The organism is Mesorhizobium sp. PUT5 (assembly GCF_052216645.1).
Classification (GTDB): domain Bacteria; phylum Pseudomonadota; class Alphaproteobacteria; order Rhizobiales; family Rhizobiaceae; genus Mesorhizobium.
The window spans coordinates 244,154-257,658 of the sequence record NZ_JBQOSO010000003.1 but is presented as its reverse complement, the minus strand read 5'-3'; the positions used below and the strand labels follow the sequence as shown (position 1 = coordinate 257,658).

The window sequence follows — 13,505 nt, the reverse complement described above, 5'->3', positions numbered from 1 at the left end:
AGAAATGCGCAAACCCACACTGAAAGCGCCCGCGTTGACAGCCCTCGCCGCGGCTGCCGCGCTCATAACCACCGCATTGACCTTCACCGCCCAGGCGGCCGAGGTGCATGTACTGAACTGGAAGGGCTACGGCGCCGACGAGCCTTGGGCGGTCGAGGCCTTCGAGAAGGCCACCGGGCACAAGGTGGTGAACGACTTCTTCAATTCCGAGCAGGAGATGCTGACCAAGCTGCGGACCAATCCCGGCCTCTACGACGTGGTCATGATCAACGCCGCCTTCAACGACCAGGCGATGGCGGAAAAGCTGATCCAGCCGATCGACGTTTCGAAGCTGTCCAACTATGCCGACATCAGCAAGGACAAGGCCGGCTCACCCATGCTGAACCATGACGGCAAGGTGTACGGCGTGCCGTGGACATGGGGCCTGACCGCGCTCGCCATCAACGACAAGGCCTTCGACACGCCGCCCGACAGCATCGAGGTGATGTGGGACCCGGCCCACAAGGGGCGCGTCGTCATCCGCGACGACGCCGTCGAGGCGATCCAGTTCGGGGCCATCGCCACCGGCCAGAACATCAACGACATCAAGGACATGGATGCGGTCAAGGACAAGCTCGCCTCGCTCATGCCGCAGATCCGCACCTTCTGGAGCTCCGAGAACGACTGGAACCAGCTTGTGGCGTCGAACCAGATCGACGTCGGCACCTACTGGAGCGGTTCGGCCGATCGCGCCAAGACCCACTTCAAGCTGCCGGTCTCCCTGGTCGTGCCCAAGGAAGGCGCCGTGGCGTGGCTCGATTCCTTCTCCATCCCCGTCGGCTCCAAGAATGTCGAGGGCGCGGAAGCCTTCATCAACTACATGATCGATCCGAGCTTCTACGTGGAATGGGACACCAAGGTCGGCGCGCCGGTCTCGGCCAACGACAAGGCGGTGGCCGCGCTGCCGGAGGATGCCTTCAACCGCAAGGTGATGGGCGATCCCGAGGTCGCCAAGCGCATCCAGTTCCAGGCGCCGATCACCGATGCCCAGCGCGAGCAGTATCTGCAACTCTGGCAGGAGCTGAAGGTCAACGTGAAGTAGGCCCCGGGCGCCGGAGGGGACGGCCGATGGCCGGCGGCACGACCGGGCGGAGAGACGGGCTGGCGGCGGCGCTGCCGCTGCTGGCTCCAGCCTATCTGTGGCTGGCGGTGGCGGTTTTCCTGCCGCTGTCGGCCATGGCCTTCTTCTCCTTCATGACCGACCTGCCGATGGCCGGCAGGGACTGGTCGCCGACCTTGCGCAACTATGCGGCCTTCTTTTCGCAAGGCCTCTACGCGAAGCTGCTGCTGGCGTCGTTGCGGCTCGGCCTGGAAGTGACGCTGTGGTGCGTCCTCATCGGCTATCCCGCCGCCTATGTGCTGGCCAAGGTGCTGAAGGGGCGCAGCCGCGAGGCGATCTTCCTGCTCGTCATCCTGCCCTTCTGGTCGAACGGGCTGGTGCGCATCTTCTCCTGGGCCATGGTGCTGCGCGAGGGCGGCATCCTCGACACCGCGCTCAACGCCGTGCTGCCGTTCAAGGTCAATATCGACCTGATGTATTCCTATCCGGCCGTCATCATCGGGCTGGTGCACTCCTACGTGCCCTATATGGTGCTGACCTGCTATCTGACGCTGCAGGCCATCGACGGCTCCCTGATCGAGGCGGCTCGCTCGCTCGGCGCCTCGCGGCGGCAGACGCTGTGGCGGGTGATCCTGCCGCTTTCCATGCCCGGCCTGATCGCGGGTGCGGCGCTGATCTTCATCCCCGTGGTCGGCTCCTTCATGGAGCCGCGCATCCTGGGCGGGCGCACCGGAACCTTCTACGGCACGGTCATCGAGGACCAGTTCGTGGCGGTGTTCAACTGGCCGCTGGGCGCGGCGCTTTCCTTCATCCTGCTCGCCGTCGTGCTCCTCATCCTGGCGGCGGCGGCGCCGGTGCTGAAGAGGGTTGCGTGATGGCGGCCACCACCCGCATCCTGGAATGGCTGGGACGTCTCTATGTGGGGCTGCTTCTGGCCTTCCTGTATCTTCCGATCATCATCATGGCGCTGATGTCGTTCAACGCCTCGCCCTTCTACCAGTTGCCGATGGAATGGACGACCGACTGGTATGTCGCGCTGTCGCGCAACGGCCAGCTCATCGCCGCGACGTGGAACTCGCTCAGCATCGCTGTCGCCACCACGCTGATCTCGACCGTTCTCGGCACCATGGCCTCGCTGGCGCTGTTCCGCCACGACTTCCGCGGCAAGCGGCTGCTGGAGGCGCTGCTGTTTCCGCCGATCGCCATTCCGTGGCTGATCACCGGCACGGCGATGCTGATCTTCTTCTTCGCGGTCGGCATCGGGCGCGGCCTGCATGCCATCCTGCTCGGCCATGTGGCGCTGGCGCTGCCCTATGTCGTGGTGGTGGTTTCGGCCAGGCTGCGGACCTTCGCCCCGGAACTGGAGGAGGCCGCCCGCTCGCTCGGCGCCAACCAGTGGCAGGTGACGATGCGCGTGACGCTGCCCTGGATCATGCCGGGCGTGATCGCCGGCGCGCTGTTTGCCTTTGCCGTGTCGTTCGACCAGTTCGTCGTCTCCTACTTCCTGTCGACGCCCGGCCGCGACACGCTGCCCGTGGAGATCTACGCGGCGATCCGAAAGGGCTTCACGCCCGAGATCAACGCCGTCTCCACCATCATCATCGCGGTGTCGATGGCGCTGATGCTGTTGACCGCGCGCTTCTTCAAATTCGGCGGAGAACGATAATGGCCGAGGTCAGGGTCACCAACGTCTCGCGCAGCTTCGGCGCCACCAGGGCGCTGGACGACGTTTCGATCGATTTCCCCGACGGCGGCTTCTATGCGCTGCTGGGCCCTTCGGGCAGCGGCAAGACGACGCTGCTGCGCACCATCGCCGGCTTCGACTTCCCCGATTCCGGCCGCATCGAAATCGGCGGCGAAAGCGTGGAGCGCGTGCCGGTGGAGAAGCGCCGCATCGGCATGGTGTTCCAGAACTACGCGCTGTTTCCCAACATGAGCGTGGCCGACAACATCGCCTTCGGCCTGTCCGTGCGCGGCGAGCCGAAGGCCGAGATCGATGCCGAAGTGAAGCGGGTGCTCGATCTCGTGCATCTCGGCGGGCTGGGACCGCGCCGCCCGCACCAGCTTTCCGGCGGCCAGCGCCAGCGCGTCGCGCTGGCGCGCGCCATCGTGACCCGGCCGCGCGTGCTGCTGCTCGACGAGCCGCTTTCGGCGCTGGACAAGGCGTTGCGCGTCGACATGCAGGTGGAGCTGAAGCGCATCCAGCGCGAGGTCGGCATCACCACCGTCTTCGTCACGCACGATCAGGAAGAGGCGCTGACTATGGCCGACCGCATCGGCATTCTGCGCGACGGGCGGCTGGAGCAGGAGGGCACGCCGGAAGAAATCTACGACCGGCCGAGGAGCGAATTCGCCGCCACCTTCCTGGGCGACGCCAACATCCTGCGCGGCGAGGCCACGGCCAGGGGCATCCGGCTTGCCGACGGCACCGAGATTTCCGCCGGCGGCGGACCGCGCATGCCGGCCGGCGGCAAGGCAAGCTGCGCGGTGCGGCCCGAGCGCATCGACATCGCTGCGCCCGGCGCCCCGTCCGACGCAGCCGCCAACACATTGAAGGGGCGGATCTCGAAGCGCATATTCGCCGGCAATTCCAGCACCTATTTCGTCGACCGCGACGGCGCGACGATCAAGGTCAACGTGCAGAACAGAAGCTCCGAGCACCTGCGCGAGGGCGACGAGGTGGTGCTGAGCTGGTCGCCGCGCAGCACCGTGCCGGTCGAGCCGGAGTGACCTGCCCGCGCCGCCGGGTCAGCGGCTCATCGTCGTCAGGGCCGCGCCGACGCCGATGAAGACGCCGCCGGTTATCTTGTTGAACCAGCGGCCATGCCTGGAAAGCCACGGGGCGATCTTCTGCGCCGTGCGTGCCAGCAGCAGTTCGTAGACCACCTCGACCAGCACGAAGGTGCCGCCGAATATGGCGAGCTGGACGAGGTAGGACAGGCCGGGAACCATGAATTGCGGCAGGAACGCCGCGAAGAAGATGAGCCCCTTGGGGTTGGTGGCGGCAACCAGGAACCCCTGGCTGAAGAGCTGGGACGGGCTGGCCTTGGCGTTCGCTGCCTCAAGATCGCCGGCGGAAATCTGCGGCGACGGCATCCGCGAGATCCGGATGCCCAGATAGATGAGATAGGCGGCACCCACCCATTTCATGACCGTGAAGGCCTGTTCCGAGGCAGCCAGCAGCGCCCCCAGCCCGGCAAGCGAGGCGGCGATCAGCACGAAGAAGCCCAACGCGCCGCCCAGCACGGTGAAGATGGTCGGGCGGAAGCCGAAGCAGGCGCCATGCGTCAGCGACAGCAGCCCGTTCGGGCCGGGCGTCAGCGACAGTCCGATGGCGGCAATGAGATAGATCGACCAGGCGTGCAAAGTCATGGCGCACACATATCACAGCCGCCGGCCCGCCGGTCAACGGCCTGTGCGGGCCAACTCAGACCGAAAGCCTGTAAAAGCGTATGGCGTTGCCGCCATAGACGCCGGCCTGCCGGGCGCCCGACAGCAGCGGGTCCAGAACGGTGCGCAGCGCGTTGAATGCCTCGGCATAGGAGCCGGCCAGCAGGCAGACCGGCCAGTCGCTGCCGAACATCAGCCTTTCGGGGCCGAATGCCTGCAGCACGTGCTCGACATAGGGCCGGAGGTCGCCGGGCCTCCAGGCATCGTGGCGCGCCTCGGTGATCATGCCCGAAAGCTTGCAATGGACGCCGGGAAAGGCTGCGACACGCGCAATGTCCTGCGCCCATGGCTCGAACGCGCCCGAGGCGATGTCCGGCTTGGAGATGTGATCTATCGTCGCGCGCAGCGTCGGCACCGCCTCCAGCGCCTCGGCGACATTGCCGAGATGGCGCGGAAACGTGAGGAAGTCGAAGGCCACGCCGCGCTCGGCGACCGCGCGCAGGGCAGTGATCACCCCGGGGCGCAGGATATAGGCGTCGTCGTCCAGGTCCTGCAGCATGGGCCGCAGGCCGACGAATTTGGGATGTTTCATCCAGCCGTCGAGCTTCGCCTCGAAGGCCGGGTCTTCCAGGTCCAGCCATCCGACGACGCCGGCGACGAAGTCGGTCCGGCCGGCGAGGTCGAGCAGGAAAGCGGTTTCCGCCTCCGTCGGCGCCGCCTGCACGAGGACCGTGCGGTCGACCCCGGCCTTGCGCAGCAAGGGGGCGAGGTCGGCCGGCAGGTAGTCCCGATAGAGCGGCTCGCCCAGTTCGGGCGACAGCCAGCCATAGTCGCCGCGATCCACCCGCCAGAAATGGTGATGCGCATCGACGACGAGGCTGGTCATGGCCGGGCCGGCTCCTATTGGTCCGCCTTGACGTTCTGTCTCTGGGTTCCGAGCCCTTCGATGCCGAGTTCGACGACGTCGCCGGCCTTGAGGTAGCGCGGCGGCTTCATGCCCATGCCGACGCCGGGCGGCGTGCCGGTGGAGATGATGTCGCCCGGCTGCAGGCTCATGAACTGCGACAGATAGGACACGAGATGACGCACGCCGTAGACCATGGTCTTCGTCGAGCCGTTCTGCATGGTCTCGCCGTTGACCTTCAGCCACATCGGCAGCGCTTGCGGGTCGGCGACCTCGTCCTTCGTCACCAGCCACGGCCCGATCGGGCCGAAGGTGTCGCAGCTCTTGCCCTTGGTCCACTGGCCCTGCCGCTCGATCTGGAAGGCGCGCTCCGACACGTCGTGCGCCACGCAGTAGCCGGCCACATAGTCCAGCGCGTCGGCCTCCGACACGTATTTGGCCGTCTTTCCGATGACGATGCCCAGTTCCACCTCCCAGTCGGTCTTTTCGGACCCGCGCGGGATCAGCACGTCGTCGTCCGGGCCAACGATGGCCGAGGACGCCTTCATGAAGACGACCGGCTCGGAGGGCACGGCCATGCCGGATTCGGCCGCATGGTCGGCATAGTTGAGGCCGATGCAGATGAACTTGCCCACGCCCGCCACGCAGGGGCCGATGCGCGGAGTGCCCGACACCGCCGGCAGCGACTTCGGGTCGATTTGCGACAGCTCGGCAAGCCGTGCCGGATCCAGCGCCGCGCTGCCGATGTCGGCGACATGGCCCGACAGGTCGCGAACCACCCCGTCCGCATCCAGCAGGCCGGGCTTTTCGGCGCCGTGCGGGCCATAACGCAACAGTTTCATGAATTGTCCTCCGATCGGTCAGTAGGTGGCGCGGCCGCCCGAGAGGTCGAATACGGCCGCTGTTGTGAACGAGTTTTCCCTGGAGACCAGCCAAGCCACCATGCCGGCGGCCTCCTCGACCTCCAGGAAGCGGGCGCGCGGAATTTTCGACAGCATGTAGTCGATGTGCTCCCGGCTCATCTGCTCGAAGATCGGCGTGCGCGCTGCCGCCGGGGTGATGCAGTTGACGGCGATGTCGTGGCCGGCCAGTTCCTTGCCGAGCGACTTGGTCAGGCCGATCACCGCCGCCTTCGAGGCCGAATAGGCCGAGGCGTTGGGGTTGCCCTCCTTGCCGGCGATCGAGGCGACATTGACGATGCGGCCGTAATTGCGCGCCTTCATCGACGGCACCACGGCGCGGTTGACGTGGAAGGTGCCGTGAAGGTTGATGTCGATCACCCGCTTCCAGTCCTCCGGCGGATAGGCCTCCAGCGTGTGGTTGGGTCCGGCGATGCCGGCCGAGTTCACCAGGATGGAGACCGGCCCCAAGGCGGCCTCGGTCCTGGCGTGGGCATCCACGACCGCATCCGCATCGGTGATGTCGACGACGGCCGTCTCGACCGCGCCGCCCAGTTCCTGCCTCGCCGCCTCCAGCCGCTCGCCGTTCACGTCCCACAGGCTCAGCCTGGCCCCGGAAGCCAGAATGCGCCGGGCAAAGGCCAGGCCCAGCCCCTGCGCGCCGCCCGTCACCACCGCCACCTGGCCTTCAAGTTCGATCCGGTTCATCCTAAGCCTTTCCTGGCGAATCGAACGGGCAGGCCGCCGCCTTCTGCAGGCCGAACGAACGCACGCCGCCATCGCTCAGGATTGCTCTCGCATATTACATTAGTATAATGCAAGCGTGGATTGGCGCCGGCGCAGAACCGGTCCGGATGCGCTGCGCTTGCGCCTCGCCCGCCGCAATGCGTGCGCGTGGCCATCGATGCGCACCATGAGACGCTATGGCAAGGGCACAGACAGAACCGCGACAAGAGGCAGGGCCGGGGAACAGGGCATGGCGTCGAGATCTTCAGCGATATCGAGCGACGACCGTCTGGCCGAATTCCTGCTCGGCGTGTCTCTCAACCGCTCCATCCCGTTGCGTGACCAGGTCTATGCGCTGGTGCGCAAGGCGATCGTCACGGGCAAACTGGCGCCTGGGGCGCCGGTCAGCGAGATCGACATCGCGGCAAGCCTGGGAATTTCGCGCACGCCCGTGCGGGAGGCCGTCAAGAAAGCCAGCGACGAGGGCCTGATCGAGGTGTTCGCCCAGACGGGGACATTCGTCGCGGACATCAGCCGCAAGCAGGTGGAGGAAGCCTATATCATCCGCATCGCGCTCGAGCTGGAGAGCATCCGGCGGGCCGCCGCGGTCATCCGGACACGCCATCTGCAGGACCTGGAGGACATTATCGGCGCCCACGAAACGGCGCTCAAGCGCTCCCGCTTCGACGAGGCGATCGCGCGCGACGACGATTTCCACCGCTACATCGCCGAAGTGAACGGCCTGTCCATGCTGTGGAAGGCCGTCGACATCTCCAAGGCGCAGATGGACCGCTGCCGGCTGCTGCTGCTGCCGTCGCCCGGCGCCGGGCAGGAGACGATCGCCCAGCACCGCGCGATCCTGGAGACGCTCCGCCGGCGCGACCCCGACGCTGCCATGGCGGCGTTGCGGACCCATCTGGAAACCTCGCTGAGCAACACCATGTCCTACCTCGACGCCGCGCCCCGCCCGGCCTCGTCCTGAGACCTTTCGAGAGCCGGGCCCAGCCGCGATCGAAGGCAAAATGCGGTTTCTGGAAAAGCCGATGCCCGAACAGCCAATGCACCAGCCTGCGGGAGTTCTTGCATGAAAATCTCCGAACCGCGCCGCCTCACGCGTTCCGGCCTCGAGGCGACCGCGCTCGGCCTCGGCGCCGCCTCCTTCGGCGGGCTCTACCAGCCTTCGCCGGCAGACGAGGCCCTGGCCGCCATGGCACGGGCCTGGGAAGCCGGCATCCGCTATTTCGACGTGGCCCCCATGTACGGCCTCGGGCGCGCCGAACATCTTCTGGGTCATTTCCTGCGGGAGCGCCTGCCCGAGAACGCCCGGCCCGTCGTCAGCACCAAGGTCGGCCGGCTGATGGCAAGGCCCCGCCCGGGGCGCGACCTGCCGCCGGTGGCGCCGAAGAACCCGCTCGACCCCGGCTGGCACAACGGCCTGAATTTCCGCGAGGTGTTCGACTATTCCCACGACGGCATCATGCGCAGCTTCGACGACAGCCAGCAGCGCATGGGGCTCGCCGAAATCGACCTGCTCTATGTTCACGACATCGGCCGCCTGACGCATGCCGACCGGCATGAGCACCATTGGCGCGCACTGACCTGCGGCGGCTTCAAGGCGCTCGCCGACTTGCGAGCGGCGGGGCTGATCAAGGGCTTCGGGCTGGGGGTCAACGAGGCGGACGTCATCGAGGCGGCGATGGGCGAGGCCGATCTCGACTGCTGCCTGCTGGCGGGGCGCTACACGCTGCTCGAACGCTCCGCGGAAACGCTGCTCGACAAGGCGTACGCGCAAGGTGTCGCGATCGTGGCCGGCGGGGTTTTCAACTCCGGCATCCTCGCCGCCGGCGATGCCGGCCCGCGCAAATACAACTATATGGACGCCCCGCCCGACATTGCGCGGAAAGTGGACCGGCTCTCCGAAATCTGCGCAAGCCACGGCGTGCCGCTGGGCGCGGCGGCCGTGCAGTTTCCGCTCCGCCATCCGGCCGTGTCCTGCGTGCTGGTCGGCGCCAGGAGCCCGGAGCAGATAGGCGCGAACGTGCGATGGTTCGAGCAGGAGGTTCCGGCAACCCTGTGGAACGCCATCGATGCGCTGGACTGACGCCCGCTTCCGACACGCGCCATGGTGATCCGGAAACGCGGTCGATGACGGACCGGCTCACATCGCGCCCCGGATGCCGGTTTTCGATCCGCGCCCCTGCGTGGGGGGCGACGACGCGATCGCGCAGGCAGTCGGCTTCACGCCGGCGTTTCGATCCGCGCCCCCGCGTGGGGGTGACTTCGGGGTGATGTCCCGCAACGCCCCGCCCAACAGGTTTCGATCCGCGCCCCCGCGTGAAGGGGCGACAGCCGCGGTCAAGTTCCGGCTGCGCGTTGGCAATGTTTCGATCCGCGCCCCCGCGTGGGGGGCGACTGGCCCGCTTGGCCAGCCCGGCCGAGGCCCGCAAGGTTTCGATCCGCGCCCCCGCGTGGGGGCGACCCGGACTACGTCGAGTTCTGCTTTGCCGATGACGTTTCGATCCGCGCCCCCGCGTGAAGGGGCGACCTCCGGCGTCAGGCCGGCGGCCACGCGCTCCTCGTGTTTCGATCCGCGCCCCCGCGTGAAGGGGCGACCCGTTCGTTGCGCCCATCGTGCAAGCCAAGCCGCAGTTTCGATCCGCGCCCCCGCGTGAAGGGGCGACTCGGATAGGCTGGCTGTGCCATCAGCCCACCCGCTGTTTCGATCCGCGCCCCCGCGTGAAGGGGCGACCCCGCAACTATCAGGTGATGAGCGCCAACGAACTGTTTCGATCCGCGCCCCCGCGTGAGGGGCGACCCGCCGTCGAGGTATGCCTCCATGTCCGAGAGGGCGTTTCGATCCGCGCCCCCGCGTGAGGGGCGACTCGCCCTCTTCGAACTTCCTATTGCCGCTCCCATCCCGTTTCGATCCGCGCCCCCGCGTGAAGGGCGACCCCGCGCCGGCAGATCACCCGGAAATCCATAATAGTTTCGATCCGCGCCCCCGCGTGAGGGGCGACGTGTTCTGCCAGGCGTTGAACATCAGCGACTGGAAGTTTCGATCCGCGCCCCCGCGTGAGGGGCGACCCGCATGCCTGCGCACGGTGCGCGTGGCCCGCAAGGTTTCGATCCGCGCCCCCGCGTGAGGGGCGACATCATGGGCAGCATACACAAGCAGCGATATCGACAGTTTCGATCCGCGCCCCCGCGTGAGGGGCGACGATTGTGTTGCTGCAACGTATGGCCAGAAAGCAGGGTTTCGATCCGCGCCCCCGCGTGAGGGGCGACGCTTGCCCGACGGCTATGGATCAGTTCGTCAGGGCGTTTCGATCCGCGCCCCCGCGTGAGGGGCGACAAAGGCCGAGGAGCTGTTCGGCGCCCTGATCAAGTTTCGATCCGCGCCCCCGCGTGAGGGGCGACACGTCACGGTCTATCGCGTGGCCGAAAGTACCAAAGTTTCGATCCGCGCCCCCGCGTGAGGGGCGACCTTCGCTGCCCGGCAGGTGGTCAACGTCAACTGGGTTTCGATCCGCGCCCCCGCGTGAGGGGCGACGCCGCCACCCGGCAGCATGTCGAGTCCGGTCGCGAGTTTCGATCCGCGCCCCCGCGTGAGGGGCGACCGTTGCGCGCGCTCGCAATCAATGGGATTACCGGGTTTCGATCCGCGCCCCCGCGTGAGGGGCGACTTGGCGACATCGTCCATGCTGCGGCGTACGACGCGTTTCGATCCGCGCCCCCGCGTGAGGGGCGACAAGCGATCCACTGGACCCGCGATTCATTGAAATCGTTTCGATCCGCGCCCCCGCGTGGGGGGCGACACACTATCGTGCATCTCTGCAACGAGGAGATACCTGTTTCGATCCGCGCCCCCGCGTGGGGGGCGACCAGCGCGACAAGCAGGGCGCAGGTGATGCGCGGGTGTTTCGATCCGCGCCCCCGCGTGGGGGGCGACCATTGAATGGCAGTGGCAGCAGTCAAAGCCTGATGTTTCGATCCGCGCCCCCGCGTGGGGGGCGACCGAAAGGCGGTGTATGATGCCGCGTCCTGTAAAGGTTTCGATCCGCGCCCCCGCGTGGGGGGCGACCCGGGCAAGGATAAGAAGGAAGACTATTCAGCGAAGTTTCGATCCGCGCCCCCGCGTGGGGGGCGACGTGAACCGCTCGTAGGTCAGCACGTCCTTGACGACGTTTCGATCCGCGCCCCCGCGTGGGGGGCGACGTCACGGTGGCCCCGGCAACCCGCAGCTTGGATCAGTTTCGATCCGCGCCCCCGCGTGGGGGGCGACAAATCTTCGTAAACGAAATCCCGCCATCAGGGTTGTTTCGATCCGCGCCCCCGCGTGGGGGGCGACGATGGCCGTTGCCGCAGGAGTGAGCGGCTTGGTGTTTCGATCCGCGCCCCCGCGTGGGGGGCGACACGTCTCGGCGCCCACGTCTGCGGCCTTGCGGCAGTTTCGATCCGCGCCCCCGCGTGGGGGGCGACGGTCGCGCATCTTGAACGCCACCCCGATGTTCGTGTTTCGATCCGCGCCCCCGCGTGGGGGGCGACCCCCGCCTGCCTTGGTGTTGCTGGCGACCGAGCGGTTTCGATCCGCGCCCCCGCGTGGGGGGCGACGAGAATGGAAAGCCCCTGACCAAAGAATCGTTTGGGTTTCGATCCGCGCCCCCGCGTGGGGGGCGACGACGTTTACCCGCGTCGTCATCCCGGATGGGCCGGTTTCGATCCGCGCCCCCGCGTGGGGGGCGACGGTCGTCGCATCCCAGCCCGCGCCGATGGTCGGGTTTCGATCCGCGCCCCCGCGTGGGGGGCGACTCGCCGCAAGTACCGTTCATATAACGGGTGGAAAGTTTCGATCCGCGCCCCCGCGTGGGGGGCGACCATCCAGCGGCATGTCCGATCTTCTGTGTTGGGCGTTTCGATCCGCGCCCCCGCGTGGGGGGCGACCAGGCATCGCCGAGAAGCTTGGTTGCCGCAGACTTGTTTCGATCCGCGCCCCCGCGTGGGGGGCGACTTCCATCCAGGCTCTCTCGCCGTCTGTCAGATCCGGGTTTCGATCCGCGCCCCCGCGTGGGGGGCGACCGCATGGCCGGGCGCAATCTCTATGCTAAGGCGTTTCGATCCGCGCCCCCGCGTGGGGGGCGACGAGGTTTTTGACGTCCTGCTCGGACTTGCAGGGATGTTTCGATCCGCGCCCCCGCGTGGGGGGCGACATAGTCCCCGATGGCGTCGATCTCCTGATCGGAGTTTCGATCCGCGCCCCCGCGTGGGGGGCGACCCGCTGCCAGTTCCGCCCTCTCCTTGAGTATCGAGGTTTCGATCCGCGCCCCCGCGTGGGGGGCGACCCATTCGCGCCTGATAGGTGGCCGCATCGCGATGGTTTCGATCCGCGCCCCCGCGTGGGGGGCGACCACCTTAATACGCGGTCCTTGAGTGAACCGGCCGCCGTTTCGATCCGCGCCCCCGCGTGGGGGGCGACCCGGCAAGCTTTGCCCCAGCCTCACCCGCCATGAGTTTCGATCCGCGCCCCCGCGTGGGGGGCGACGCGCAGCGAGTTCGCGCAGTTGGTCTATCAGCGCCGTTTCGATCCGCGCCCCCGCGTGGGGGGCGACCTTTTCTGTCGCCGTCGCATTTGGATGAGTGAGCGTTTCGATCCGCGCCCCCGCGTGGGGGGCGACCAGACACGGCCTTCACCTTCGACCCCTCGAGCAAGTTTCGATCCGCGCCCCCGCGTGGGGGGCGACCCGCGTCCCTGATCTGGATACCTGGATAGCGCTCAAGTTTCGATCCGCGCCCCCGCGTGGGGGGCGACAACTTCTGTCCTTGGAACAAGTCAAGAATAGCGCGTTTCGATCCGCGCCCCCGCGTGGGGGGCGACGACCGGCACCGCCCCGTGCTTGAGCGAATAGCCGTGTTTCGATCCGCGCCCCCGCGTGGGGGGCGACGGCCCTCGTCATTCCCGCTCTCCGGTGAGGGGCTGGTTTCGATCCGCGCCCCCGCGTGGGGGGCGACTGCTGTTCGGCGGCGATTTCCTCGCGCTTCAGGATGTTTCGATCCGCGCCCCCGCGTGGGGGGCGACTTGATGAAGTTGGCCGACGTGACGAAGGCTTTATAGTTTCGATCCGCGCCCCCGCGTGGGGGGCGACAAGCTGACAGAGGCGCAGGCTAAGATATTCCAAGTTTCGATCCGCGCCCCCGCGTGGGGGGCGACCGGCGGTTCATTCGGGTTGTGGTCTATTTGCATTGTGTTTCGATCCGCGCCCCCGCGTGGGGGGCGACGCAAACTCATGGCCGGGCTCGCAACCCGCCAGCAGTTTCGATCCGCGCCCCCGCGTGGGGGGCGACGTTCACCTAGGCATCACCCTGCATCGCATCCGCGCGTTTCGATCCGCGCCCCCGCGTGGGGGGCGACTGGCTCGCGTCTGCCACTATCGACGTTCCGTCGCAGTTTCGATCCGCGCCCCCGCGTGGGGGGCGACCACCGAGCGCGTCC

10 protein-coding genes and 1 CRISPR repeat array (1 of these 11 cut by a window edge) are annotated in these 13,505 nt (G+C 67.5%); of the genes, 6 read left to right on the top strand and 4 right to left on the bottom strand.

All coding sequences use genetic code 11. The features are described 5' to 3' along the window. The first annotated feature begins 19 nt into the window (after window positions 1–19). From ACTDI4_RS02840 to ACTDI4_RS02825, 4 genes are read left to right on the top strand one after another with little or no spacing between them, the layout of a single operon-like run. Window positions 20–1,081: an ABC transporter substrate-binding protein gene (locus ACTDI4_RS02840; RefSeq protein ID WP_442843244.1), complete on the top strand. Its 1,062-nt coding sequence runs from the start codon at window positions 20–22 to the stop codon at window positions 1,079–1,081. Between the two features lie 26 nt (window positions 1,082–1,107). Continuing rightward, window positions 1,108–1,974: an ABC transporter permease gene (locus ACTDI4_RS02835; protein WP_442839710.1), complete on the top strand. Its 867-nt coding sequence runs from the start codon at window positions 1,108–1,110 to the stop codon at window positions 1,972–1,974. Then, entirely contained in the window at window positions 1,974–2,765 is a 792-nt protein-coding gene (locus ACTDI4_RS02830; RefSeq protein ID WP_442839709.1) for an ABC transporter permease, read from the top strand. Before ACTDI4_RS02835 ends, ACTDI4_RS02830 begins: the two co-directional genes overlap by 1 nt. Continuing rightward, entirely contained in the window at window positions 2,765–3,829 is a 1,065-nt protein-coding gene (locus ACTDI4_RS02825) for an ABC transporter ATP-binding protein (protein ID WP_442839708.1), read from the top strand. The genes ACTDI4_RS02830 and ACTDI4_RS02825 overlap by 1 nt, the downstream gene beginning before the upstream one ends. A gap of 18 nt (window positions 3,830–3,847) precedes the next feature. Here the strand turns inward: ACTDI4_RS02825 and ACTDI4_RS02820 are convergent, their stop codons facing one another. Genes ACTDI4_RS02820 through ACTDI4_RS02805 form a run of 4 tightly spaced genes read right to left on the bottom strand, consistent with a single transcriptional unit; the run spans window position 3,848 to window position 7,000 of the window. After that, on the bottom strand, window positions 3,848–4,471 hold the full coding sequence (locus ACTDI4_RS02820; protein ID WP_442839707.1) for a LysE family translocator: 624 nt from the start codon (window positions 4,469–4,471) through the stop codon (window positions 3,848–3,850). Window positions 4,472–4,526: 55 nt separating this feature from the next. Beyond that, window positions 4,527–5,375: an amidohydrolase family protein gene (locus tag ACTDI4_RS02815; RefSeq protein ID WP_442839706.1), complete on the bottom strand. Its 849-nt coding sequence runs from the start codon at window positions 5,373–5,375 to the stop codon at window positions 4,527–4,529. 14 nt (window positions 5,376–5,389) lie between these two features. Then, window positions 5,390–6,235, bottom strand: coding sequence for a fumarylacetoacetate hydrolase family protein (locus ACTDI4_RS02810; RefSeq protein WP_442839705.1), 846 nt, complete (start codon window positions 6,233–6,235; stop codon window positions 5,390–5,392). An 18-nt stretch (window positions 6,236–6,253) separates the two neighbouring features. Continuing rightward, on the bottom strand, window positions 6,254–7,000 hold the full coding sequence (locus tag ACTDI4_RS02805) for an SDR family NAD(P)-dependent oxidoreductase (protein ID WP_442839704.1): 747 nt from the start codon (window positions 6,998–7,000) through the stop codon (window positions 6,254–6,256). Window positions 7,001–7,268: 268 nt separating this feature from the next. Here ACTDI4_RS02805 and ACTDI4_RS02800 point away from each other — a divergent pair, with 268 nt between their 5' ends. Both ACTDI4_RS02800 and ACTDI4_RS02795 read left to right on the top strand, forming a co-directional pair. After that, window positions 7,269–8,000 (top strand): GntR family transcriptional regulator, encoded by a 732-nt coding sequence (locus ACTDI4_RS02800; RefSeq protein ID WP_442839703.1) that lies wholly within the window; start codon window positions 7,269–7,271, stop codon window positions 7,998–8,000. A 102-nt stretch (window positions 8,001–8,102) separates the two neighbouring features. Further along, window positions 8,103–9,119 carry an aldo/keto reductase gene (locus ACTDI4_RS02795; RefSeq protein ID WP_442839702.1) on the top strand — a complete coding sequence of 339 codons (1,017 nt, stop codon included), beginning with the start codon at window positions 8,103–8,105 and terminating at the stop codon, window positions 9,117–9,119. A gap of 80 nt (window positions 9,120–9,199) precedes the next feature. After that, window positions 9,200–13,505: direct repeats of the CRISPR family, unit length 32 nt; unit sequence GTTTCGATCCGCGCCCCCGCGTGGGGGGCGAC; it runs 2,772 nt beyond the window's last position.

Bases quoted from the DNA above. Each gene is read 5' to 3' on its own strand.
- ACTDI4_RS02835 (WP_442839710.1), top strand. From the start codon at position 1,108: ATGGCCGGCGGCACGACCGGGCGGAGAGACGGGCTGGCGGCGGCGCTG.
- ACTDI4_RS02830 (WP_442839709.1), top strand. From the start codon at position 1,974: ATGGCGGCCACCACCCGCATCCTGGAATGGCTGGGACGTCTCTATGTG.
- ACTDI4_RS02825 (WP_442839708.1), top strand. From the start codon at position 2,765: ATGGCCGAGGTCAGGGTCACCAACGTCTCGCGCAGCTTCGGCGCCACC.
- ACTDI4_RS02820 (WP_442839707.1), bottom strand. From the start codon at position 4,471: ATGACTTTGCACGCCTGGTCGATCTATCTCATTGCCGCCATCGGACTG.
- ACTDI4_RS02815 (WP_442839706.1), bottom strand. From the start codon at position 5,375: ATGACCAGCCTCGTCGTCGATGCGCATCACCATTTCTGGCGGGTGGAT.
- ACTDI4_RS02810 (WP_442839705.1), bottom strand. From the start codon at position 6,235: ATGAAACTGTTGCGTTATGGCCCGCACGGCGCCGAAAAGCCCGGCCTG.
- ACTDI4_RS02805 (WP_442839704.1), bottom strand. From the start codon at position 7,000: ATGAACCGGATCGAACTTGAAGGCCAGGTGGCGGTGGTGACGGGCGGC.
- ACTDI4_RS02800 (WP_442839703.1), top strand. From the start codon at position 7,269: ATGGCGTCGAGATCTTCAGCGATATCGAGCGACGACCGTCTGGCCGAA.
- ACTDI4_RS02795 (WP_442839702.1), top strand. From the start codon at position 8,103: ATGAAAATCTCCGAACCGCGCCGCCTCACGCGTTCCGGCCTCGAGGCG.